This window comes from Paeniglutamicibacter psychrophenolicus, assembly GCF_017876575.1.
In the GTDB taxonomy this organism is placed as follows: Bacteria; Actinomycetota; Actinomycetes; order Actinomycetales; family Micrococcaceae; genus Paeniglutamicibacter; species Paeniglutamicibacter psychrophenolicus.
In genome coordinates this window covers 111,376-134,300 of sequence record NZ_JAGIOE010000001.1, presented here as the reverse complement: position 1 = coordinate 134,300, position 22,925 = coordinate 111,376, and the positions used below count along the sequence as shown (strand labels likewise).

The 22,925-nt window shown below is 68.3% G+C and carries 23 protein-coding genes; 12 read left to right on the top strand and 11 right to left on the bottom strand.

Annotation, left to right across the window (positions count from 1 at the left end; all coding sequences use genetic code 11):
* Window positions 1-24: 24 nt before the first annotated feature.
* The 4 genes from JOF46_RS00615 to JOF46_RS00600 all read left to right on the top strand — a co-directional run bounded on the left by JOF46_RS00615 (window position 25) and on the right by JOF46_RS00600 (window position 3,943).
* Window positions 25-750, top strand: coding sequence for a queuosine precursor transporter (locus JOF46_RS00615; RefSeq protein WP_209905548.1), 726 nt, complete (start codon window positions 25-27; stop codon window positions 748-750).
* Between the two features lie 160 nt (window positions 751-910).
* On the top strand, window positions 911-1,603 hold the full coding sequence (locus JOF46_RS00610; RefSeq protein WP_209905547.1) for an ABC transporter ATP-binding protein: 693 nt from the start codon (window positions 911-913) through the stop codon (window positions 1,601-1,603).
* Window positions 1,590-3,284, top strand: a complete 1,695-nt coding sequence (locus JOF46_RS00605) for a DUF6297 family protein (protein ID WP_209905546.1) — start codon at window positions 1,590-1,592, stop codon at window positions 3,282-3,284. The genes JOF46_RS00610 and JOF46_RS00605 overlap by 14 nt, the downstream gene beginning before the upstream one ends.
* Window positions 3,285-3,352: 68 nt before the next feature.
* Complete coding sequence (locus tag JOF46_RS00600) at window positions 3,353-3,943, top strand: DUF4126 domain-containing protein (RefSeq protein ID WP_209905545.1); 591 nt, start codon at window positions 3,353-3,355, stop codon at window positions 3,941-3,943.
* A 16-nt stretch (window positions 3,944-3,959) separates the two neighbouring features.
* Here the strand turns inward: JOF46_RS00600 and tgt are convergent, their stop codons facing one another.
* A complete protein-coding gene (tgt, locus tag JOF46_RS00595; protein ID WP_209905544.1) occupies window positions 3,960-5,261 on the bottom strand; it encodes a tRNA guanosine(34) transglycosylase Tgt in 1,302 nt (433 codons plus the stop codon).
* Window positions 5,262-5,439: 178 nt separating this feature from the next.
* On the opposite strand from tgt, the gene JOF46_RS00590 reads away from it, so the two are divergent.
* Together JOF46_RS00590 and JOF46_RS00585 are read left to right on the top strand one after the other, a co-directional pair.
* Complete coding sequence (locus JOF46_RS00590; RefSeq protein WP_209905543.1) at window positions 5,440-6,510, top strand: FUSC family protein; 1,071 nt, start codon at window positions 5,440-5,442, stop codon at window positions 6,508-6,510.
* A gap of 52 nt (window positions 6,511-6,562) precedes the next feature.
* On the top strand, window positions 6,563-7,183 hold the full coding sequence (locus tag JOF46_RS00585; protein ID WP_209905542.1) for a maleylpyruvate isomerase family mycothiol-dependent enzyme: 621 nt from the start codon (window positions 6,563-6,565) through the stop codon (window positions 7,181-7,183).
* A 15-nt stretch (window positions 7,184-7,198) separates the two neighbouring features.
* On the opposite strand, the gene JOF46_RS00580 is transcribed toward JOF46_RS00585, so the two are convergent.
* The gene (locus tag JOF46_RS00580; protein ID WP_209905541.1) at window positions 7,199-7,738 is read right to left on the bottom strand and encodes an NUDIX hydrolase family protein; all 540 of its coding nucleotides are present in this window, start codon (window positions 7,736-7,738) and stop codon (window positions 7,199-7,201) included.
* Window positions 7,739-7,901: 163 nt separating this feature from the next.
* On the opposite strand from JOF46_RS00580, the gene JOF46_RS00575 reads away from it, so the two are divergent.
* Window positions 7,902-9,338, top strand: coding sequence for an MDR family MFS transporter (locus JOF46_RS00575; RefSeq protein ID WP_209905540.1), 1,437 nt, complete (start codon window positions 7,902-7,904; stop codon window positions 9,336-9,338).
* A 102-nt stretch (window positions 9,339-9,440) separates the two neighbouring features.
* Here JOF46_RS00575 and JOF46_RS00570 read toward each other — a convergent pair whose 3' ends face one another.
* Window positions 9,441-10,427 (bottom strand): Lrp/AsnC family transcriptional regulator, encoded by a 987-nt coding sequence (locus tag JOF46_RS00570; protein WP_209905539.1) that lies wholly within the window; start codon window positions 10,425-10,427, stop codon window positions 9,441-9,443.
* Window positions 10,428-10,586: 159 nt separating this feature from the next.
* Between JOF46_RS00570 and JOF46_RS00565 the strand changes: the two genes are divergently transcribed.
* Entirely contained in the window at window positions 10,587-11,822 is a 1,236-nt protein-coding gene (locus JOF46_RS00565) for a M20 metallopeptidase family protein (protein ID WP_209905538.1), read from the top strand.
* 41 nt (window positions 11,823-11,863) lie between these two features.
* On the top strand, window positions 11,864-13,237 hold the full coding sequence (locus JOF46_RS00560; protein WP_209905537.1) for an MFS transporter: 1,374 nt from the start codon (window positions 11,864-11,866) through the stop codon (window positions 13,235-13,237).
* 94 nt (window positions 13,238-13,331) lie between these two features.
* Here the strand turns inward: JOF46_RS00560 and JOF46_RS00555 are convergent, their stop codons facing one another.
* The 3 genes from JOF46_RS00555 to JOF46_RS00545 form a co-directional block, all read right to left on the bottom strand.
* Window positions 13,332-14,441: an oxidoreductase gene (locus tag JOF46_RS00555; RefSeq protein WP_209905536.1), complete on the bottom strand. Its 1,110-nt coding sequence runs from the start codon at window positions 14,439-14,441 to the stop codon at window positions 13,332-13,334.
* 73 nt (window positions 14,442-14,514) lie between these two features.
* Window positions 14,515-15,270: a hypothetical protein gene (locus JOF46_RS00550; protein ID WP_209905535.1), complete on the bottom strand. Its 756-nt coding sequence runs from the start codon at window positions 15,268-15,270 to the stop codon at window positions 14,515-14,517.
* Window positions 15,270-15,428 (bottom strand): ribbon-helix-helix domain-containing protein, encoded by a 159-nt coding sequence (locus JOF46_RS00545; RefSeq protein WP_209905534.1) that lies wholly within the window; start codon window positions 15,426-15,428, stop codon window positions 15,270-15,272. The genes JOF46_RS00550 and JOF46_RS00545 overlap by 1 nt, the downstream gene beginning before the upstream one ends.
* Before the next feature lie 86 nt (window positions 15,429-15,514).
* Here JOF46_RS00545 and JOF46_RS00540 point away from each other — a divergent pair, with 86 nt between their 5' ends.
* Window positions 15,515-16,036 (top strand): YdeI/OmpD-associated family protein, encoded by a 522-nt coding sequence (locus JOF46_RS00540; protein WP_209905533.1) that lies wholly within the window; start codon window positions 15,515-15,517, stop codon window positions 16,034-16,036.
* Here JOF46_RS00540 and JOF46_RS00535 read toward each other — a convergent pair.
* On the bottom strand, window positions 16,033-16,779 hold the full coding sequence (locus JOF46_RS00535; RefSeq protein ID WP_209905532.1) for a glutamine amidotransferase: 747 nt from the start codon (window positions 16,777-16,779) through the stop codon (window positions 16,033-16,035). The genes JOF46_RS00540 and JOF46_RS00535 overlap by 4 nt on opposite strands.
* A gap of 146 nt (window positions 16,780-16,925) precedes the next feature.
* Between JOF46_RS00535 and JOF46_RS00530 the strand changes: the two genes are divergently transcribed.
* Window positions 16,926-17,705: an SDR family NAD(P)-dependent oxidoreductase gene (locus tag JOF46_RS00530; RefSeq protein WP_209905531.1), complete on the top strand. Its 780-nt coding sequence runs from the start codon at window positions 16,926-16,928 to the stop codon at window positions 17,703-17,705.
* 40 nt (window positions 17,706-17,745) lie between these two features.
* Here JOF46_RS00530 and JOF46_RS00525 read toward each other — a convergent pair whose 3' ends face one another.
* Window positions 17,746-18,522 (bottom strand): DUF1684 domain-containing protein, encoded by a 777-nt coding sequence (locus JOF46_RS00525; protein ID WP_209905530.1) that lies wholly within the window; start codon window positions 18,520-18,522, stop codon window positions 17,746-17,748.
* A gap of 86 nt (window positions 18,523-18,608) precedes the next feature.
* On the opposite strand from JOF46_RS00525, the gene JOF46_RS00520 reads away from it, so the two are divergent.
* Complete coding sequence (locus JOF46_RS00520; protein WP_209905529.1) at window positions 18,609-18,917, top strand: hypothetical protein; 309 nt, start codon at window positions 18,609-18,611, stop codon at window positions 18,915-18,917.
* Window positions 18,918-18,933: 16 nt separating this feature from the next.
* Here JOF46_RS00520 and JOF46_RS00515 read toward each other — a convergent pair whose 3' ends face one another.
* The 3 genes from JOF46_RS00515 to JOF46_RS00505 all read right to left on the bottom strand — a co-directional run bounded on the left by JOF46_RS00515 (window position 18,934) and on the right by JOF46_RS00505 (window position 22,879).
* Complete coding sequence (locus tag JOF46_RS00515) at window positions 18,934-20,730, bottom strand: hypothetical protein (protein WP_209905528.1); 1,797 nt, start codon at window positions 20,728-20,730, stop codon at window positions 18,934-18,936.
* 177 nt (window positions 20,731-20,907) lie between these two features.
* A complete protein-coding gene (locus JOF46_RS00510) occupies window positions 20,908-21,981 on the bottom strand; it encodes a pseudouridine synthase (RefSeq protein WP_245348231.1) in 1,074 nt (357 codons plus the stop codon).
* A gap of 64 nt (window positions 21,982-22,045) precedes the next feature.
* Window positions 22,046-22,879: a DNA-formamidopyrimidine glycosylase family protein gene (locus JOF46_RS00505; protein ID WP_181578381.1), complete on the bottom strand. Its 834-nt coding sequence runs from the start codon at window positions 22,877-22,879 to the stop codon at window positions 22,046-22,048.
* Between the last annotated feature and the right edge of the window lie 46 nt (window positions 22,880-22,925).

Genomic DNA, 22,925 nt, shown 5'->3' with positions numbered 1-22,925 from the left:
CCACTTCTTCGATTGGGAACCACCATGGGCGAAAAAACCGCCTCCACTTCAACACGTACACAGGCTCCGCGCGCCGTTTTCGCGTCCGCAGGAAGCCCCTACTTCTCCACAGTGCTCGCCCTGATGGCCGTCGTGGTCATCCTCTCCAACATCGGTGCCGCCAAGGGCGTCACCTTCGGCTCCATCGTCACCGACGGCGGATTCTTCCTCTTCCCGCTGGCCTACATCATCGGTGACGTCATTTCCGAGGTCTACGGTTTCAAGGTCGCCCGCCGGGCCATTGTCACCACCTTCGCGCTGGCGGCCTTCTCCACGGCGTGCTTCTGGATCATGATCCACCTGCCCGCGGCCGAATGGTACGACGGACAGGAAGCCCTCGAACGCACCCTGGGGCCGGTCTGGCTCATCGTCCTGGCCTCGCTGCTCGGCTTCCTGGTCGGGCAGACCCTGAACTCCTGGGTGCTGGTGAAGATGAAGGAACGCTTCGGCGAACGCGGCCTGGTGGGCCGCCTGATGGGCTCTACCGGGGTGGGCGAATTCGCCGACACCCTGATCTTCTGTTCCATTGCCGCCACGGTCATCGGCATCACCGACATGCCCACGTTCATCAATTACGTGCTGGTCGGCTTCGTCTACAAGACGGCCGTGGAATTCCTCTTCGTGCCGGTGACCACGCTGGTCATCCGCTGGTTCAAGCGCCGCGAACCCAGCTACGCCCCCGGGCCGCAGACCGCGGGCACCGCCTCGTAGCGGCAGCCGCGAAACATTGAGTCGGCGGTGGCCGGCTTCGTCTGCACTTGACGAAGCCGGCCACCGCCTTCTTGTTTCCAATCTCCATTCTTCGGTTGCGGGAGCGATGTCGTCCGCAATGCTGAGGCGCGGCGGCGGCGCCGGTTGGTAGCGTCGAAGCATGGACACCATGAACCGCGAACTGCTCAGGGCCACGGGACTTGTCGCCGGCTACGGCGGCCAGGACGTGTGCGGGCCGCTGGACCTGTTGCTGGAACCGGGCCAATCGCTGGGGATCGTTGGCTTCAACGCCGCCGGCAAATCCACGCTGCTGCGCACACTTGTCGGCTACCAGGAACCCGTCGCTGGGGAATCGGTGATCCTCGGCTCCTTCACCGACGACTCGAGCTTCATCTACCGCAAGGCCGTGTCCGTCGTCTTCGACGAGGACGCCTTCTTCCCCTCGCTGAGCGTGGAGGATCACCTCCAGCTCATCGCCGGCGGGCACGGAATGCCCGAGCCCCAGGCCGCCGTCGAGCACGAACTGGCCTTCTTCGAGCTGGAAGCTGCCCGCACCGAATACCCGCACCGGCTCTCCTCCGGGCAGCGCCGCCGCCTGCTGCTGGCCGCCGCCCTGCTGCGTCCCTGCAACCTGCTGGTCCTCGACGAACCCGAACAACGCCTCGACCCGGTGATGCGGGTCGCCCTGGCCACACGCCTGCGCTCACTGGCCACCGCGGGAACCGCGCTGTTGGTCGTCACCCACGACCCGGTCTTCCTCGCGACCGTTGCGGACTCGGTGCTGCTGGTCGCCGACGGCCGGGTCATCCCGGCCACCGTCGCCCAAGGGGCTGCAGCCATTGCCCACGATTGAGCCACGCCTGATGCTTGACAACGAGCCGGTCGACTTTGATCCGTGGGCGCGAAACCGCGTGGTCGAGAAACGTGCAAAGCGCGAGGACTTCTGGGAACGCATGGGCGATGCCTACATCTCCCTGCTGGCCGCCGCCATCGTCTTTGGCTACGCCGCAGGGCTTGCCCTGGCCTTCTTTGAGAACCTCCGGGGTGGCCCCGGCTCGGGCATCGTGCGGGCAGGTGTCGGCGTGCTTCCCGGCCAATCTGCGGCCTCCGCCCTGGTGATGCTCGGAATGCTCGGGGCCCTGCTGCTGGTTTCCAAGCTCGGCCCGACGGCGGTCGACCGTGCCCAGGGATTCTGGTGGCTCAGCCTGCCGGTGGCAAGATACGGCTTCCTGGCACGCTTGCTGCGCCAACGTCTGGTGAGCACATTTTTGTATGGGGCCTTCCTGTGGCTGCCCATCGGCTACGGAACCGTGCTCGGTGGGTTGGCCCGGGGATCGTTTGCCGGGGTGCTGGCGGGTGCAGCGACCCTGGGATTGTTGTTCGTGGCGCTTTCGCTGCTGGCGGCATGGTCCCAGGCCCGTCAGGCGGCAGGGCGTTTCCGCGCCCTCCTGAACGCAGCGGCCATCGCGGTGTTGTTGGCCTACCTGCTCGATGTGCTACTGCGCATCACCGGGCTGGGCAACCTCGAGCCGCTGTGGGTGTGGCTGCCGTCGTCGCTGCCGTTCCTGGCCCAGGCCGGGGCCTGGTGGGTTCCGGTGGTCCTCGCGGTGCTCTGCGCCGGAGGATTCGCCGCCCTGGCGGGACAACTGCAACGTATTCCCGGCAGGGAATTGATTTCCAGCGGGGCAGCGAGCGAACACGCGGGAGCGGCGCTGGCACTGCTGGATGACAAGGCGCTGGGCAGCGCGCTGGATGCCGCGGGCACCCGCGAAAGCAAACGCGCCCGTGCCAGGCGGGAACGTATCCGGGCCCGCGGATCGGATGCCTTTGCGCGCATGCTTCCGGCCCGATGGGTCCACGGCCCCCATGCGGCGCTGGTGCGTGCCGAACTGCTGGTGCTGCTGCGCACGCCCAAGACCTGGCGGGGGATGCTTTCCGGCTTGTGCGTCCCGGCGGCCGGGGTCTTCGCCGTGCCCGGCGGGCAGCCGCTGGTCCTGGCCGTCTTGGTGCTTGTCGGCTCGGTGCTGGCAGCGCGGGCGGCATCCAAGGCCGCCGCGCAGGCAGCTGACGTGCCGTCGCTGGATGCGATCATTCCGCTGGGCCGTGTGGGCGTGCGGCAAACCCACGCGTTGGTGGCGGCGCTGCTGCTGGTTCCGTGGGGCGTGTGCCTGTCCGGATTCCTGGGGTGGGCCGTGGGCATCGACGCGGCGGACTTCCCGGTGCTGCTCGGCCTGGGTGCCATGGCCGGTGCGGGGCTTGCCGCCGGAGCGGTGCGCATGGCGTTCCGGCCGGCGATCGACTGGGGATCGGTGATGCTCATGGCCGCCATGGGCCAGGCCGCCGGCCCCATGGTCCTGCACTTCACCTACGGGTACGAGGTGATGGCGGTGTCGGTCGTCGCGCTGGTTGCGGGCCTGCTGCTGGCACCGATCCCGCCGGTGATGTTGGTGCTTGCCGCGGTGGTGGCCGCCGTGGCCTGGGGCGTGGGCACCTCGACCTCGAACCGGTCCAACGTCCACCGAGCGCAGCAGTAGCAGGTTTTCCGCGTGCGGCACCGTCACCAATGCGGCGATTGCACCGCCGCGGCACTTACGCTGAAGCCATGGAACTACTCACGGCCGCGGGGCTGAGTTCGGCCGCGGGCCTGAACGCCTACATCCCCCTGCTGGTGCTGGGACTGTTGAACCGCTTCACCTCGTGGGTGGCGCTGCCCGAGGGCTGGGGCTGGCTGTCCAACGGCTGGGCCCTGGGCATCCTTGCGGTGCTGCTGCTCATCGAGGTGGTCGCCGACAAGATCCCCGTCATTGACTCGGTCAACGACGCGCTGCAAACGGTGGTGCGCCCGGCCTCCGGCGGGCTCGTCTTTGCCTCCGGGGTCGGTGCCCAGACCGTTGCGGTGGCGGATCCCGGAAACACGTTCGGCACCGCGGCGTGGGTGCCGCTGCTCATCGGCGCGGGGATCGCCCTGGTCTTCCACCTGTTGAAGTCCGGGGCCAGGCCGCTGCTGAACCTGGGCACCGCCGGGGTTGCCGCCCCGGTGGTGAGCACCGCGGAGGACGGGACGGCGCTGGGTCTGAGCCTGCTGGCCGTAGCCGCCCCGGTGCTGGTGCTCCTGGCCGCGGCGGCACTGGCGGTGCTGCTGGTCGTCGGCGTGCGCAGGCTGCGGCCCCGGCGATCGGGAACCGCAACCTAGAACCTGCCGCCGCAGGTCAGACGGCGACGGCTGCCAGGCCCTGCGGATCCGGTGCCCCGGCGTAGTAGCTGGACATGACCTTTTCCTTGAGCTCGAAGAAGGTGCCGTCCTCGATGGCCAGGCGGGCGTCGTCGACCATCTTCACCACGAAGCGTTCGTTGTGGATCGAGATCAGCGTGTGGCTGACCAGTTCCTTGGACTTGAACAGGTGGTGGATGTAGGCGCGCGTGTAGTGCTCGCAGGTGTAGCAGTCGCAATCCTCGGACAGCGGGGTGAAGTCCCGCTTGTAGCGGGTGCCCGAGAGGTTGAATCGGCCGTGCGGGGTGTAGAACGCCGAATTGCGGGCCACCCGGGTGGGGGACACGCAGTCAAAGGTGTCGGCCCCGTTTTCGATGGCCGTGAAGATGTCATCGGGCTCGGAAATGCCCAGCAGGTGGCGCGGCTTGTTCTCCGGGAGTTCCTCCGCGCACCAGCCAACGATGGTGCCGAGGTTTTCCTTCTCCAGCGCCCCGCCGATGCCGAAGCCGTCGAAGGCCATGGCTCCGAGGTCCTGGCAGGCCTTGCGGCGCAGGTCCTCGTACTGGGCGCCCTGGATGACGCCGAAGAGCGCCTGGTATTCCTTGCCGACGCGCTCATCGGTGAGGTTGAAGTGCTCGGCCACGCAGCGTTCGGCCCACAGCCGGGTGCGCTCCAGGGATTCGACCTGGTAGCCGCGGGAGTTCTGCAAGGTGGTCAGCTCGTCGAAGGCGAACATGATGTCGGCGCCGATCTCGTGCTGGACCCTCATGGAGATCTCGGGGGAGAAGCGGTGCTTGGTGCCGTCGATGTGGCTCTTGAACCAGACGCCGTCGTCGTCCACGTTGGCCAGGCGTTCCTTGCCCGGTGCCACGGCGTCGTCCGGACCGGACTGGTCCACCGACTTCATGTCGATGACCTTCTTGAACCCCGAGCCCAGGCTCATGACCTGGAATCCGCCCGAATCGGTGAAGGTGGGCCCGGACCAGTTCATGAACCGGCCCAGTCCGCCGGCCGCGTCCAGGATGTCGGAGCCCGGCTGCAGGTACAGGTGGTAGGCGTTGGCCAGCACCGCCTGGGCCCCGAGCTGCTCCACGGATTCGGGCAGGATGGCCTTGACGGTGGCCTTGGTGCCCACGGCAATGAATGCCGGGGTCTTGATCTGCCCGTGCGGGGTGCTGATCACGCCGGTGCGTCCATTGGACACCGAACCGTCGGGGTTGTTCAGGCGGGTGCCGACGTCAAAGGAAAAGTCGGACTGGCGGGGATGGGGCGCTGTGGGGTCAAAAGATTCGTGGGGCACCTATCCAGTGTGCCGCATGCACCCGTGGCCCCGGCAAAATGCCCGCGTGGGATGGCTCATAGGACCGGATCCCGAGGGGGATGTGGGCGTAGCGTATATGCGTGGGGACGTGCCGCGCCGCGGGCCCGCCGCATAGCCGCGAGGAAACACCGACCATGCCCCAGGAGCCACGGAACACATGGACAAGAAGTTTGGGAGCCTGCTGAGCCTGGGCCCGTCGACCAATGACCATTGGGTTGCGCTGCGCACGGCCGTGGGCATCTTTGTCCCGCTCTTCACCCTGTTGGCCATCGATCGCCTGGACCTGATGGTGTTCGTGATCTTCGGTGCCTTCACCGGGGTCTACGGCCGGGTGCCGGGATACGCGAACCGTTTGGCGGCCCAGGCCAAGGCAGGGGGCCTGTTCATGGTCGTGATCCTGGCCGCGGCACTTGCCTCGCACTACCTCGTCAACCACGACGACCTGGCGGCGAGCGCCTGGATGGTCGTTGGCCTGACCACGGTTGTTTCGGGGATCTGCTCGGTGGTCACCGGCTACCTGCAATTGCGCCCCGGTGGTTCGCTCTTCCACATCTTCGCTTTTGCGGCCATTGCCTCGATGCCGCACCAGCCGCCGCCGGCCGAGTCGATGGCTGCCGCCCTGGCTGCGGTGCTGCTGGCGATCGTGCTCGGATTTTCCGGGAAGCTCTTTGCCAAGGGCGCCACGTGGGGGCCCTACCTCAAACCGGCCACGCTGTCGCGGCAGGTGCGCCTGGCCATCTGGATCGAGGCACTGATGTATGTGCTCGCCGCCGGACTGGCCGGTTCCATCGCGAACCTCTTGGCCCCGGTGTTGTCCACCGGACACAGCTACTGGGCCATGGTGGCCGCGGTGGTCCCGCTGGTGGGGCACACCACCCGCCACCGCGTGCGCCGCGGCATCCACCGTATCCTCGGGACCCTGACCGGGCTGGTGCTGATGGCCGCCGTCATCGCCTTCGCGCCGCCGACCTGGGTGCTGCTGGCGATGATCGGGCTGCTGCAGTTCGCGGCCGAGATGTTCATCGCCCGGAACTACTTCCTGGCACAGATCTTCGTCACCCCGCTGGCCCTGGTGGGCGTCTCCATCGGAACGGGGCTGAGCACCACGCTGCTCTACGACCGGATGCTCGAGACCATCATCGGGGCCCTGGTCGGGATGCTCGTGGTGCTCCTCGGCGCGCTCTACGGCTCCCGGCTGCGGCGCAGGCTGGTGCCGGAGAAAACCTGAGGGTTTCCTGCCCGGTCCTCGCCGCCAGCCGGCGGCATGGCAGGATTGCCCCATGAATGACATGGACCTGGCCCAGGCGGAAAGAACCGACCTCGCCGATTTCCTGGAGGGCCTTGCCGACGGGCAATGGGATGCGCCGAGCTTGTGCGCGCAGTGGCGGGTGCGCGACGTGGTGGCGCACGTGGTTTCCTACGACGACCTCGGTGCCATGGGCCTGCTGCGGCGCTTCGCCAAGGGGCGGGTGGTGCATGCCAACCAGGTCGGAGTCGACGCCATGAAGGACGCCACGGCCGCCGAGTTGCTGGCCAACCTCCGCGCCCATGCCCGCCCGAGCGGTTTGGCCGCCGGCCTGGGCGGGAAGATCGGGCTGGCCGACGGCATGATCCACCACCAAGACATCAGGCGGCCGCTGGGGATGAAACGGCAGATCCCCGAGGAACGGCTGCTGCGGGTGCTCGCCATGACCCCGGGCAACCCGCGGCTCGCGCCCTGGCGATGGATCCGCGGCCTGCGCCTCGTGGCAATCGACATGGATTTCGCCCATGGCAAGGGCCCCGAGGTGGCGGGCCCCGGAGAGGCACTGCTCATGGCGATGACGGGTCGCCGCGGCATCACCGCGGAACTGGCCGGACCCGGCCAGCCGATCCTGGCCGGCCGGCTCGAGCGCCGTTAGGGACGCTGCTGCGCTTTAGCCGACGTGCCCCACGTGGGCGAGGGCCTGGCGGACCAGGTTCTCCCGGCCCCCGGCGAACTCCTCCTGGATGTTCGGGCTCAGCGCTTCCTCGGGCGTCAACCAGGTCAGCTCCAGTGCGTCCTGGCGCGGTGAGCATTCCCCGCGCACCGGCACGATGTAGGCCAGCGCCACGGCGTGCTGCCGCTCATCGGTCAACCCGGTCTCCGAGGGTGAGGGGAAGTACTCGGCCACGGTGAAAGGCGCGGGGCAGGGCGGCAGCTGCGGCATCGCCATCGGACCCAGGTCTTTCTCGATGTGGCGGGTCAGCGCCGCGCGGATGGTCTCGCGGTACATCACCCGGCCCGAGACGAAGGTGCGCAGCATCCTGCCCTCGGGATCGGCGGTGAGCAGCAGGCCGATCTCCGTGACATAGCCGAGCGGATCCAGGCGCACCGGGATGGCTTCGATGTAAAGCATGGGCAACCGGGCGCGGGCCTCGTAGAGGTCTTCATCGGACAACCAGCCGGGATAAGGATCCGGAGTGCGAACGTTCATGTTCCCATCTTGGCCCATCGGCGGGCCCGCGGGCCACGTCGGCGGCCGTGTTGTGTAATCCCGGACATGTTTTCGCTTTCCGGGAATCATCTGGTGTCCCCCGACGCTAGAATGAAATGTTCTGCAAAATACCAATCCGACACCCATGGAAGAGGCCACACCCGTGACCGAGACCAGCACCAAACTCAACCCCAAGGATTTGGCCACCATCACGGTGCTGATCGTTTCCGCGTTCGTGGTGATCCTGAACGAAACCATCATGAACGTTGCACTGCCGGTGCTCATGCACGAGTTCAAGGTCAGCGAGGAAGCCATCCAGTGGCTTTCGACGATCTTCATGCTCACCATGGCCGTGGTCATCCCGGCCACCGGCTTCCTGCTCCAGCGTTTCAGCACCCGCGGGGTGTTCATGCTGGCCATGGGTCTGTTCTCCCTGGGCACGCTCCTTGCCGCAGCGGCACCGGGCTTCTCCCTGCTTCTCGCTGCCCGCGTGATCCAGGCCTCCGGCACCGCGATCATGATGCCGTTGCTGATGACCACTGTCCTTGACCTGGTGCCGCCGGCACGACGCGGGGTCATCATGGGCAACGTGTCGATCGTGATTTCCGTGGCCCCGGCCATCGGCCCGACGATCTCGGGACTGATCCTGCACTCGCTGTCGTGGCGCTTCATGTTCCTGATCGTCGCCCCCATCGCGCTGGCCGCCCTGCTCATCGGCGCACCGCGGTTGAACAAGGTCGCCGAGGCGTCAAAGATGCCGCTGTCGATCCCGTCGGTGATCCTTTCGATCCCCGGCTTCGGCGGGCTGGTCTTCGGGCTCAGCAGGCTCTCGGCCAACGGGCTGGATGCCGAGACACTGGTCATTCTCGTGGTTGCGGTGATGGCATTGGTGGTCTTCACGATGCTGCAGCTGCGCCTGCAAAAGAAGGACCACGCGCTGCTTGACCTGCGCACCTTCACCTACAGGCCATTCACGCTGTCGCTGTCGCTGATGGTGCTCGCGATGGTGGCGCTGTTCGGGGTCATCATCCTGCTGCCGATGTACCTGCAGAACGTGCGTGGGCTCGACACCCTGGCCACCGGGTTGATGCTGCTGCCCGGTGGGCTGCTCATGGGCCTGCTGGCACCGTTCGTGGGCCGGATCTTCGACAAGGTGGGCCCGCGCCCGCTGATGATCCCCGGTGCCGTGATCCTGACCCTGGTGCTGTTCGGCTACTCGCGCCTGCTGGGTGCCGAGACCGCCATCGGCGTGATCATCGGGTTGCACCTGACCATGTCGCTGGCGCTGGCGCTGATCTTCACCCCGGCCTTCACCACCGCGCTGAACCCGCTGCCGCATTCGCTGCACTCCCACGGCTCGGCCGTGCTCTCCACCTTGCAGCAGCTCGGTGGCGCGGCAGGCACCGCCCTGTTGGTTGGTGTTCTGGCCTCGCGCATCGGTGCCGGGGCTGCGGCCGGGATCGATCCGATCCAGGCCCAGATCAACGGGTTCTCCGCCGGATTCACGGTGGCCTCGATCTGCGCCGCGGGCATGGTCGTCATTGCCTTCTTCCTGTCCAAGGCCGAAGAGCCTGCCGAGGCCGAGGTGCACGCGCACTAGCACCTTTCGCCCGGTGTAGGTTGGGCGATTCCCCCGCCATTTCCCCCTGAGGGGGGCGGATGACGGGGGGAATCGTTGTTAAGGGCGTCTTTCCGACGCAGGTCAGGTCACGACCACCCCGGTCGGCCTGCCGTCCGGATCCAGCATCCAGCCCATGCGCTTGAAGGAATGCACGCCCACGCTCGCCTCCAGGATGTCGACTCCCGGGACCCGTGCCGCCAGCCGGGCCTCGAGGTCGGCGATGTCCGCAGGGGTGCGCATCTGCATCATGAAGGTCATGTTCGCCGCCCCGGTGGTGGAGGCACACAGCCGCAGCGTGCGGTGCTCCCGCAGAAAGGTGGCCACGGCATCCGCCGAGCCGGCCGGAACCTTCGCGAACCACTGCACCGTCAGCGGGTAGCCCGTGTAGTGGCTAGCCAGTTCGCAGCGCAGGGTCACCATCCCGGTCTCCAACGCGGTCTTCAGGGCCCTGCCCGTGGTGGACGGATGCTGTCCGGTGGCCTGGGAAATCTCCGCTGCGGTGGCACGCCCATCGCGCATCAACACCCGCAACATGGGCCAGAACGAGTCGGGGATCAGGGTTGGTTGCGCAACCGGCGGGTGGGCCAGCCGCTGGATCTGGGACTGCTGTGCGGGGGAGAGCACATCCAGGCGCCACGCGTTGCCCGTGGAATAGAGCTTGGTGCACAGCGAGACCTTGGTGCGCTGGACGCCGCGGGCGGCCTTGATGCTTGGCAACACCTGGCGGGCCATGGTCAACCAATCCGCGGCCAGGCAGGTCAGCCGGAAGTCGGCACTGCTGGTCGCGTCATCGACCGTCAACACCTCGGAGATCGCGCACAAATCCACGCGCGCCTCCTCGATGTGCGCCGGATCGGCCACCACCTCGATGAATGCGGTGCAATGCTGGTCGGGATAGCCGCCCAGGTGCCCCAGGATCCAGGCCATGCGATCCTCGCGCAAACGGGTCCAGCGGGCTGAGAGTGTCGCGGGATGCCTTCCGAGGATTGCCCCGAGTTCGGACCAGCTGGCGCGCGGCGCGATTTGCAGCGCGTGGACCAGCTGAAGGTCCTCGACCGGCAGTTCCATGAAGCCCCTTTTGTCATCCGCGCACATTTTCGCGGTTTGAAGGCCGCCTTGCGCAATTATCTGTGAATCTTCCTCCATTATCCTGCCCGTGCCCCACGATCGATAGTGACACGGCTCACCAATTGGTGGGCGGGCAGACCCGGGAAGAGACCACACGGCATGAGCACCGCCACCACCGCAATCCTGCAGGACGCACGCGAACTCGAACCCGAGATCATGAACCTGCGCCATGCGCTGCACCGCGAGCCCGAAACCGGGCTGCAACTGCCGCGCACCCAGGAACGCGTGCTGCAATGGCTCGAGCCCATCGGGTACGAGATTACCCTCGGCACCGACCTCACCTCGGTGACAGCGGTGCTGCGCGGCGGGGCATCGAACGCCCCTGCCGGCGAGCGCCCGGCGGTGCTGCTGCGCGGGGACATGGACGGGCTGCCGCTGACCGAGAAATCGGGTGTCGAGTTTTCCTCGCGAACCGGGGACACCATGCATGCCTGCGGCCACGACCTGCACACCGCGATGCTGGCAGGTGCCGCCACGCTGCTGGCCGAGCGCCGCGAGTCCCTGCCCGGCGACGTGGTCCTGATGTTCCAGCCCGGCGAGGAAGGCTGGGACGGGGCGAGCCACATGGTGCGCGAGGGCGTGCTGGAGGCCAGCGGCAAGAAGGTCGACGCGGCCTTCGGCCTGCACGTCATGAGCGCGATGGGTTCCACCGGGGTTTTCACCGCGAAGCCCGGAGCCATGATGAGCGCATCCGACGGGTTGTTCGTGACGGTGCGCGGTGCGGGCGGGCACGGCTCGGCACCCTTTGCCGCCAAGGACCCGGTCACCGCTGCCGCGGAAATGGTCACGGCACTGCAGATCATGGTCACCCGCCAGTTCGACATCTTTGATCCCGTGGTCATCTCCGTGGGCGTGCTGCGGGCCGGGACGGTGCGCAACATCATCCCCGAAACCGCCTACTTCGAGGCGACCATCCGCTCCTTCAGCCATGCCGCGCACGAGAAGCTGCAGGCTTCGGTCCCCGCGTTGCTGCAGGGGATCGCACTGGCCCACGGGTTGGAGGTCGAGGTGCAGTACCGCACCGAGTACCCCACCACCATCAACGCCGAGGCCGAGACCCATTTCGCCGCCGATGCGGTGCGCGAGCTTTTCGGCACCGATTCCTTCACCACCATGGCCAGCCCGCTGGCCGGATCCGAGGATTTCTCCCGGGTGCTCAACGAGGTTCCCGGTGCCTTTGTTTTCCTGTCCGCGCTGACCCCCGGCGTGGACGTGGGTGCGGCGGAGTACAACCACTCCCCGTACGCACGTTTCGATGATTCGGTGTTGGGTCGCGGTACCGCGCTCTACACGCAGCTGGCCACCGCCAAGCTCGCTTCCCTGGCAACACGCTAATCCCCGTTCCCCCTCCCACACAGAATCCAGGAACCCTCCCCATGAGCATCAAGGAACAGCTGGCTCCGGCCGGCAGCCCCCAGGCCACCGTCCGTCCCCAGCACGCAGCGGCACCGTCCCCGCACGGGACACCCGGCCAGTCCACCTTCAAGACCCTGCTGGGCATCGGCGCGGGCAACGCCGTGGAGTGGTTCGACTGGGCCATCTACGCCACGTTCGCCTCCTTCATCTCCGGCCAGCTCTTCTCCAAGGCCGACCCGACTTCCGCTTTCCTGGCGACCATGGCGATCTTCGCCGTCGGATTCGTCGCCCGCCCCTTCGGCGGGGCCTTCTTCGGCCTGATCGGTGACAAGGTCGGCCGCAAGGCCGCCATGACCATGGCCGTGGGCCTGGCCTCGGTAGGTTCGCTGATCATCGCGATCACCCCGACCTATTCCAGCATCGGAGCCGGCGCCTCGCTGATCCTGCTGGTGGCCCGGCTGCTGCAGGGCCTGGCCCACGGCGGCGAGATGCCCAGCGCGCAGACCTACCTCGCCGAGGTGGCCCCGGCCCCGAAGCGCGGGTTCTACTCCACGCTGATGTACTTCTCCGGCACCGCCGGCATCGTGGTCGGCACCCTGCTCGGCGCGATCCTGACCGTGACCCTGAGCAAGGAACAGATGGGCGCCTTCGGCTGGCGCATCCCCTTCGCCGTCGGTGCGCTCATGGGCCTGTACACCCTGATCATGCGTTCGCGGTTGAAGGAGACCAAGCAGTTCGAGGAACAGAAGTCGGCCAAGGCCGCACACGGCACGTCCGGGCCCTCGGTCTTCTCGCAGATCATGGCCAACTGGCGCCAGGCGCTTCAGGTCATCGGCCTGACCGTCGGGCTGACGGTGGTCTACTACATCTGGAGCGTTTCGACCCCCGCCTACGCGATCGCCAACATGAAGATGGATCCGGCCACCGCGCTGTGGACCGGCGTCGCCGCCAACCTGGTGTTCATGGCAGTGCTGCCGTTCTGGGGCAAGCTTTCGGACCGCATCGGCCGCCGCCCGGTCCTGCTGATCTCGGCCCTGGGAGCCGCTGTCATGCAGTTCCCGATGTCCTCCCTGGTCCGCGGCGAGGCGTGGCAGTTGTTCATCGCCATGTCGGTGATGCTCGTCTTCATTGCGGCCTCCGCCTCAATCGTTCCGGCCGTGTACGCCGAGCTTTTCCCCACCGCCATCCGCACCATCGGCGTGGCCATCCCGTACGCCATCTGCGTGGCGGCGTTCGGCGGCACCGCGGCCTTCCTGCAGGCCGGCTTCAACGCCTGGTTCGGGCACTCCGTCGGAGGAACGGTCTTCGCGGTCTACGCCATCGTGCTGCTGCTGATCACGGCGGTCACCGTCTACAAGTTGCCAGAATCGGTGGGCAAGGACCTGCGCGGCTAAGGCCCGCGCAACCGACTTTCGGCACCAACGTGCAAGGGCGCGGGCCATCCGGGACAAACCGGAGGGTCCGCGCCCTTGCACGTTCCCGGCGCTCCTACCAGTGGGCGCGCCAGTATTGCGGGGCGAAGGGCACCGCGTCGCGGACCGAGCCCAGTGCGGCTGCGGCAACCGCCGGCCAGTTCGGATTCTTCAGCGCCGCACGGCCGATCGAGACCCCGTCGGCGGCGCCGGTGACCAGCACCTGCTCGGCCTGCGAGGGATCGTTGATCATGCCCACGGCGGTCACGAAGGCCTCGGGCACCGCCTCCTTCACGGCCGCGGCCAGCGGCACCTGGAAGCCCGGGCCGGAGGGCCCGTGGTACTTGCCGATCCCGGCGCTGGAGAGGTCGAAGGCGCTGACCCCCAACTCGAAGGCCTCGGCGGCAAAGCGCACGGTGTCGGCGATCCGCCACCCGCCGGCCACCCAGTCGTCCCCGGAGAAGCGGATCGCCAGCGGCTTGTGCGCCGGCCAGGCGGCGCGCACCGCGGCGATGACCTCGCGGGCGTAGCGGGTGCGGTTCTCGAAGCTTCCGCCGTATGCATCGGTGCGGGTGTTGGTCAGCGGGGAAAGGAACTCGTGGACCAGGTACCCGTGGGCAGCGTGGATCTGGGCGACATCGAATCCGGCCGCATCGGCGCGTGTTGCGGCCTCGGCCCAGTCCCGGACCGAGTCGGCGATCTGCCCGGTGGACATTGCGGTGGCCGGGGCCAGCCCGAAGGCGTCGGAGGCCGAGGGGCCGTCGGTTTCCCAGCCGCGGCCAGGCACCGGCAGGTTCCCGGTCTCCCCGGCTGCAATGGGTCCCGGCAGCCACGGGTGGGTGGAGGCCTTGGCTCCGGCATGCGCCAGCTGGATACCGGCGGCCGCGCCCTGGGAATGGATGAAGTCGACGATCGGTGCCCAGGCGCTTCCCTGGGCATCGTTCCAGATGCCGGTGTCCGCGTCGCTGATCCGGCCCGCGGCGGTCACGGCGGTGGCCTCGGTGAACACCAGCCCGAATCCGCCGGCGGCCCGGGCTCCGAGGTGTGCCAGGTGCCAGGCGTGCGGCACCCCGTCGTGGTTGGTGACGGAGTACTGGCACATCGGGGCCAGCACAGTGCGGTTGCGCAGGTCCAGGCCGGGGCCCGCCGGGGCGGCCAGGGTGACCGGCGTAAAGAGTTTGCTCATGTGTGGTGCCAACCCGTGCACGGCCCGGGCTATTCCCGAAGCATCCCGGAACCCGCTCCCCACCTCGGGTGCATCAGTGGCGCGAGTATCCGTACAGGTCCTGCTGGCGTTCGTTGATCCACAGCTGGGCGCCGTCGGGATGCTCCACCAGCAGCGTGCGCCCGTAGGCCTCGTCAACCAGCTGCGCCTCGATGCCGGCGGAAGACAGCCGGTCCGCCAGTGCTTCCAGCTTCCCGGAATATTCGAGGGACAGCTCGATCCCGCGGCTTGCCCCGGCATGTGCGGCGACAAAGCCGCCGTGCTTGGCCCGGTACTGCGCCCAGGCGCCGCCGTTGGAAGTGGTGTCCGGCTTGGCCCCGATGTTCGCCAGGGTGGATGATGCGCCGGGCACGTCGGGGGTGTTCCACAGCGCCAGCACGGCCAGCGTCCCGGGCCGCGGGGTTTCGGTGTCCTGCGGGAACCGGGGTGTGCCGGCGTCCACCGCGGCATCGACGCCCAGCGCGGTGAATTCCAGGCCGTCCGGGGCGGTGATGTGCGCCAGCGCGGTGCTGCCGTCGGCCGCGGTCCGCAGGTCCACCGGGGTCCCGTCCGCGATGGTCCATTGGGCGAATTTTTCCAGGTCGCGCACCTCGAAGACCAGCTCGGTGCCCGGCTTGGCGGATTCCTGCAGCAGGATGCGCCCGGAGTCTGCGGCAAAGCAGCGTTGCGCGGTCCCGGACGGGGCACCGGTGGCAGGTGGCGGGGTGATTTCGCCCAGCCCCATCTCGCCGAGCAGCAATGCCCAGGCCTCGGGGTGCGGGGTGTGGACGGTGGGGCGGACGCGCAGCATCAGTGATCCTCCAGGTAGTGTTCCAGCGCCTTTTCGACGAACGCGGAAAGGCTTGCCTGGTCGTCGATGGCGGCATGCTTCACCCGGCGCACCAGGGCGGCGGGCAGGTAGATGTTGAACTGGATTTTGGGACTTGGTGCGTCCTCGTTCGTTGCCATGCAATGGATGCTAGCAAGTTAGCAATTATTTGTGAAGGGGTGCCGGCGGTGGCGCCAACGCACCTTGGCGTGGTGGGATGGGTTCCATGGCAATCCTGTTGGAAGAACTCTTGCTCCCCGACGCCGCGGCCTGGCGCCGGTGGCTGGCCGAACACCACCTGGACCATCCCGGGGTGCGCCTGGTGCTGCACAAGAAGGGCGGCACCGTCACGGAGCTGACCTACGCCCAGGCGCTGGACGAGGCGCTGTGCTTCGGCTGGATCGACGGCCAGCGCAACGGGCGCGACGAGCACAGCTTTACCAATAGGTTCACCCCGCGCACCGCGCGCAGCAAGTGGTCTGCCAGGAACGTGGAACACATCCAGCGGCTGGAGGCCGCCGGGAGGTGGGACGACGCCTATGCGGGGCAGGCATCGGCGCAGCTTCCCGCCGATTTCCTCGAGGCGGTGTCCGGATCTCCCCGGGCACGTGAAACGCTGGCAACCCTCGGTGCCAGCGAGCGCTTCGCCATCTACTACAGGTTGCACACCGTCAAGGGGGCCGAGACCCGGCGGAAAAAGATCGCCGACTACGTGGCCCGGCTCGATGCCGGGCAGGGGATCGTCTAGCTTTCGGCCCCGTAGCGCTGCACGAAGTTGCGCAGGATCAGTGCGGGCCACTCCACGCGGGAGCCCAGGGCCGCATCGTGCAGGCGCTGCGCCTCGTGCGGCGGGAAGTAGCCGGCATCCCGGTAGATCAGGATGCGCTGGGCCAACCCCATCGGGTCAAGCTCGGGATGGAACTGCGTGGCGTACAGGTTGGTCTTGATGCGGAACATCTGCACGGGACAGGCCGCGGAGTCCGCCAGCAGGACCGCCGAGGCGGGGAGCACGGAGACCGCTTCCTTGTGGCCCACGAAGGCGTCGAATTCCTCGGGAAGCCCCGCCAGCAACGGATCGATCCGCCCCTCGTGGGTCAGCCGGATGCGGGAGGTGCCCACGGGCTCGCCATAGTGGGTGTCGATCGTCCCGCCCTGGTGGGTTCCCAGCGTGCCGACTCCGTAGCAGGCGCCCAGGAACGGGAAGTCCTCGGCCACCAGCACATCGAGCAATCGGGACAGATCCGCCTCGCAGCGTTTCTGCGTCGCGGATTTGACCGAGGGATGGTCCGAGGCGTTGAACGGGCTGCCGCCCAGGATGATGCCCGGGCAGTCTTCCAGCCCCAGCCCGTCGATCGGGCCCAGCGGCTCGCGGTCGAGCCGAATGACCCGCAGGGAATCGGCAGCCAGCCCGCTGGCGGCCAGCACCCCGCGCACCTCGTCGGAGGTGGCCAGGTCGTGTTCCCGCGTGGAAATCAAGATGAAGCGCCCCATTTCAGCAGTCTACGTCCCCTGTCCCGGCCGCAAAGACTGTCGCACCACCCCTTCTGTCTCGTGGCCCGCTCGCCTACGCTGGAGTGAGTTAATGGCCACTAACCCAATTGGTGGCCGCCGGCAACACCGTTGAAGGGAATCCCAGCATGCTCATCACCGATTCAGTCGCACTGGTCACCGGGGGCGCCTCGGGCCTCGGGGCCGCCACCGCCCGGGTGCTTTACGACGCAGGAGCCCGCGTGGTGCTGGTGGACCTGCCTTCATCCCAGGGCGACGCAGCCGCAGCCGCGCTGGGGGAGCGGGCCAGGTTCGTGGCCGCAGATGTCACCGACGAGGTCCAGGTCCAGGCAGCCATTGCCGCTGCCGGGGAACTTGGGAACCTGCGCATCGTGGTCAACTGCGCCGGGGTCGCCACCCCGGGAAAGGTGCTGGGCAGGGAGGGCGTGCTGCCGCTGTCCACCTTCGAGAAGGTCATTGCCATCAACCTCACCGGCACCTTCAATGTGGTGCGCCTGGCGGCCGAGGCCATGGCAGCGACCGAACCGCTCGTGGACCCGGCCACCGGCACGCAAGAACGCGGGGTCATCATCAACACCGCCTCGGTCGCCGCCTTCGACGGGCAGGTCGGCCAGCCCGCCTACGCCGCGTCCAAGGGCGCGGTGGCCTCGATGACGCTGCCGCTGGCCCGGGAACTGGCCCGCCACTTCATCCGGGTCATGACCATCGCACCGGGCATCTTCGAGACCCCGATGATGGCCTCGCTTTCCGCCGAGGCACAGGCCTCGCTGGGCGCTCAGGTTCCGCACCCGGCACGGCTGGGCAAGCCGGCGGAATACGCGGCCCTGGTGGAACACATCGTGGCCAACCAGATGCTCAACGGCGAAACCATCCGCCTGGACGGCGCCATCCGCATGGGCCCGAAGTAGGAAGCACCCAGAGCAACGCCCAAGACGTTGCCACGCAGGTTTAGTGCGGCTGCTTTTCCCCGGCGCGCACCGCGAACCCGAGCCGGTTGCCCGGCACCGGGGCGGGGCACACCGCGAAGGGCGAGAAGGCCATGGGGTAGTTCAGCGTGCGGTTGAAATCGATCGTGACCGACCCGTCGGCACCGGGGGCCGGGACCGTGACGAAGCGCCAGGGCGCGGTCTGCTCCCCGTTGGTCGTGTCCCGGAAGGCCAGGGTCAGCGCGCCGTCGGCGTTCTGGGTCGCGGCCAGGGAGGCGGCGTGTCCGGCGAGCGTGAACTCGACCTCGCCGACCAGCTCGGCCTTCAGCGTGGTGTCGGGGCGGAAGCTGTCGATCGGCACCACCTTCGGGGCGTGGAAGGGCGTGAAGCGCCCGGCCACGACGAAGTGCGCATCGTGGTCGAAGACCGGGACCCCGGAGAAGGCCTTCAGCCGCGGGTGGGTGCGCTCGCGGGTGCGGATCATGTAGCGTCCGCCGCGCACCCCCAGCTCCACCAGGGTGTCGCCGTGGCGGACGAAGTGCATCGACTCGTCCTCGTGCATGGACTTGGACAGGGTCCCGGACACCGGGTCGCCGTCCGGGGTGGTGACCATGTCGGCTGCCGCGAAGCCGGCCCTCGCCCCGGATGCGTCGGCGCTCCAGGCGCCGGGGACCAGGTCCAGGTGCCCGGGATCCGCGGGGAGCCATTGGTAGCTGCTCAGCGAGAGCCACCCGAAGGGGACGGCCAGGCCCTCGTTGCGCATCCGGCGCCACTGCGTGAATTCTTCTGCTGCACTCATGATTTCAGTGTCCCACCTTTGCGCCAGCCGGGGCCCGGCCCGCGGCGCGGCGACGGCACCCGGATCCCGCAGCTACGCTTGATGCCATGCCTTCCTATCGCGCGCAATTGAACATCATGGGGCTGCGGCCCGGGCACGTGCCCGAAGCGGTCATGGACGCCGCGGTGGCCTCGCTGGCAAGCGGCCACCACGTGGATGCGAACCAGCTCGATGTGGTGGCCGGGGTCCCGCGCATCACGGTGCGCTACACCGTGGAAGAGGACGGGAACCCGGATGCGCGTGCCGTTTCCTCGGCGGCGGCCATGCGCGCCGCGGTGGAAAACGTGGCGGTGACCGAAAAGCTGGTGGTGTTGCGCCGCACCAAGGGACGCTGGATCGCGCTGCGGCGCCCCTGACCCCGGGCCCTGAAGGTCAGGAAAAGTCGGTGGACTTGCCGCGGGCGGCCCGGTGCTCGGCATGGTGGATCTGGTAGCGCCGGTTCTCGGTGGCCAGCAGGACCACGAACCCGGCCATGCCGGCGAGGATGGCGACCCAGATGGAGTTGCTGGTCCCCAGCACCCGGGGCACCAGGACCCAAAACATGCCCCAGCCAAAGCCGATGGCCAGGATGATGCGCCCGCGTTCGGTCATCGACAGCGCCATGGCCGCGTAGCCCGCCGCGGGCACCAGCAGCGTGGCGATCCAGATGCCCACCCCGCCGCCGGCGCCCCAGGACGCCAGCATGCTGGTGAAGGTCGATGCCAGCACGACCAGGCTGAAGCCGGTCATCAGGCTGACGGGGGCGTCGGTGAGCATGCGTTCGCGCCGGGTGCGGGCGGTCTTGTCGTTCAGCCCGCGCATCGCGGTGAACAGGAACCAGCAGCTGGCCGCGGCGCACACGAGGGCCGGGAACAGCCAATCGTTCAGGGCGCTGAGCATCCACAGCCCGGAGGCGGCACAGGCCAGCGCAAACGGATAGCCGACCACGCGCTGGCGCACCGCGGAACGTTGCGAGGGTGCCCACGAGTAGGCGGCACCCAAAAGGGCCCAGATGAAGATGACTGGCCAGACCAGGTGCGCGGTGGGGGCCAGGGACAGCATCGAGTAATTGGAGCCCAGCGACTCGACCCTGCCGGAGGACAGCGTATCCAAGGTGGCCAGCGACAGGGCCGCTGCCGCCAGTGCGGCGGCGCTGCCGGCGATCCTGCGGCGCAGGTCCGTCGGTTTCTCGGCCGGATTGGGTTCGAATTCGGGCAGGGCGTAGGGGGCCACGTACACCGGCTCGGCGGTGGCCTGCTGGTGGTCGATTGCGGCCTTGGCGCTGGCGACCAGCGCGGCCAGCTGCTCCGGATCCACCTGCGGGGTCGGAACCCAGGCCACCGGGGTCCCCTCGCCGGCAATCGCCACCTCGGCTTCCGGAGACTGGTCAACCTCGGGCACCACGGGGGCCGAAAGCACTACGGGGGGCGGATCCATTGGCTTGTTCCGGGCAGCTTCGGCGGCCCGGGTGCGGGCCTCGGCCTGCGCCTGGGCAACGATCCGCGCCTCGGCGGCCCGGTGTGCTGCGGCATCCAGCTTGGCCTGGTGGGCCAGGCGCACGGCCTCGCGCTTGGCGGCCTCGGCCTTCGCCTCGGCGCGGGCGACCTCGAGCAACCGGTTTTGTTCCTTGAGTTCGGCGGCCTTGGCCCGTTCAACGCGCCGTTGCTGCCAACGGGCCTTGAAGGTCGTGGGAGCCGCATAGATCTTGTCGCCCAGACGTTCCCAATCGGGTTCGGGCATCGAATCGAGCCAGTTGTTGATTCCGGAGAAACCGCCGGAAACCGTTCGTACGGGCTGCTCGTCCGCTGCCTTGGCCGCGTGCTTGTCGGTCAGGTGGCGCAGCGGGGACTCTTCTGCGGCCGGTGCCTCGGGGGACTTGAGCACCTCGTCGACGGAGCCGGGCTCGGGAACGATGTGGTGGGGAACCGGGTGGGCGATGCGCTCCGAGACCCGGTCGGTGCCGGCAACCGGTGCGGAATCCTCGGCGGCACGGACCAGGTCGGTCGGGCCGGGCGGCGTCGGTTCCGTGGACTTGGGGGCTTCGGCTTCGGGTGCAGTGGGGCTCTTCACCGGTGTGGTGCCGGAGGCGGCCGGATCCTTGCCCGGTGCCGGTGCCTTGGCAGGGCGTTCCGGGGCCGCGTTGGGTGTTTTCTTTGACCCGGCGGAGGTCCTGGTATTGGAATTGCTCATGTTCAGCCCCTTCTTCGCCGCGCTGCCCGTGGTGCACCGGCCCATCGGATGGCTACCAGCGTACCGAACAACGCCGAGAGGATGCCCGATTCCCACGCCCGCACACCCGGGCGCCGAGGGTGAGTTGCGCCATGAACGCCGCCCCGGAGGCGGGAGGCATGGGCCGCTTGCCTGGCCTCAGGCGGGGGATTCGGCCAGTTCCAGCTTCGAGGTGTAGCTTACCGGGAGCCCGGTGATCGGGTCGTTGAAGGAAATGCTGCGGGCCAGCAGTTGCAGCGGGCGCGCATAGTCGTCGGGGGCCAGGTCCAGCAGCGTGGGGTAGAACGGGTCGTTGAGGATCCCCAGGCCCAGGCCGGCAAGGTGCACGCGCAACTGGTGGGTCTTGCCCGAGTGCGGGCTCAGCCTGAACCTGGCCACCTTCGTCCCGGCAAAGTGCCCGGCCGAGGTGCCGGTGCCCAGCAGCTCGATCAGGGATTCGGCGTTGGGATCGCCCTCCTCGACCAGCGAGCGCAGCTGCCCCTTGATCTTGCTCATCCGGTTCCGGTACACCAGCGGGTCGGCGGCCAGCGCATCGAGCCGGGCCTTCAGTTCGTCCGGGGCCAGCAGGTGGTTTCCCGGCCCCGCAGTCCCGTCGACCGCGTTGCCGCTGCGTTCCTCGGCGCTTCCGCCCAGCCCGCCGGTGCCCAGCACCTCGCCGGCCGGGCGTCCTGCCACCGGCTCGAGCGCGGAGACGGCCTCGTAGGTCTTGGAGATCTCGCGGCGCTCGAAGAGCGTCTGGTAGGCGCCGCGCGTGACGGGGTTGGTGGAAAAGAGCAGGATCCCCGCGGTGGCCCGGTCCAACCGGTGCATGGGGATCAGCTCCGGGTTGCCGGTCCGGTTGCGCAGCCGCACCAGTGCCGATTCCTGGATGAAGCGCCCGCCCGGGGTGGTGGGCAGGAAGTGCGGCTTGTCGATGACCAGCAGGTGCTCGTCGTGGTGCAGGATCGTCTCGGTGAAGGGGATGGGTTCCTCGGCCGGCAGGTTGCGGTAGTACCAAATGAACTCGTGGCCGCCCAGCGGGGTGTGCTCGTCGAGCACGACCCCGTCGATGCCGACCACCTCGCCGTTGCGGAAGCGCCGGGTGATGCCCGCCGCGTCGACGTGCCCGAAGCGGTGCAGCATGTAGTCGCACACCGTGGCCCACTGGCCGCCGGAGGGCACGCGCAGGCGGGTTGCATTGACGCCGTTGCGCACGGGCAGGGGAGAGATCATGGCCATGCACACCAGTCTTTCACGCGTGCATGGCCTCGTCGGCCGCCCTGGCCCGTTCGGGTTCCTAGCGCGCCCCTTCCCCGGAAGGCACGTAGGAGCCCTGGCAGGAGGCGCAGAAAAACACGTCGCGTTCGGCGCTGCGCGTGGATTCGGCCAGCGATTCCTTCTGCAGCGGTTCCCCGCAGCGCAGGCACGCCTGCCCGGCGCGGCCGTAGACCCAGTAGGGGTTCATCCCATCGGCCCCGGTGGTCACCCGCCGGGCGCGGTCCTTGTTGGCGTTCAGCAGCCGGTGCGCCAGGTCCACCAGGTGGCCCAGGTCCTCGACCTCGCCCACCGGGGTGCGCGGGTGCACCCGTGCCACAAAGAGCAGCTCGGAGCGGTACACGTTGCCCAGCCCGCAGATCAGCCGCTGGTCAAGCAGCGCCAGGCCGATGGGCCGTTCGGGGGCAGCAAGCAGCCGGCGCACCGCCTCGGCCGGGTCCCAGGAGTGCCCCAGCGGGTCGGGGCCCAGATGCCCGATGACCTCGACCTCGTCGGTGGTGCGCAGCACGTGCAGGAACCCGAGCTCGAAGCCCACCGCTGTGAAGGCCGGGTTGCCCAGCACAGCACGGGCCTTGAACGCCGGGGACCGCCAGCGCTCGCCGGTGGCGTAGACGTCCCAGTGGCCCTCCATGAGCAGGTGCGAGTGGATGCTCAGCGGAGGGGCGGAGACCCGCGACGGCGGGCGGGTGCGGATCAGCAGGTGCTTGCCGCGCGAGACGACGGATTCGACCATCCAATCCACCAGCGACAACGTCGCGTGGGCGGGCACCCTGAAGTCGCTCAGGCTCAACGCCTTGCCCCCCAGTGCCGCCTCCAGTCGCCGGGCCGTGCGAAAAACTGTGTCCCCTTCGGGCATCGCCAAAACCACCTAACTCGCTAGACGGGGTTCACCTGCCCAAGTA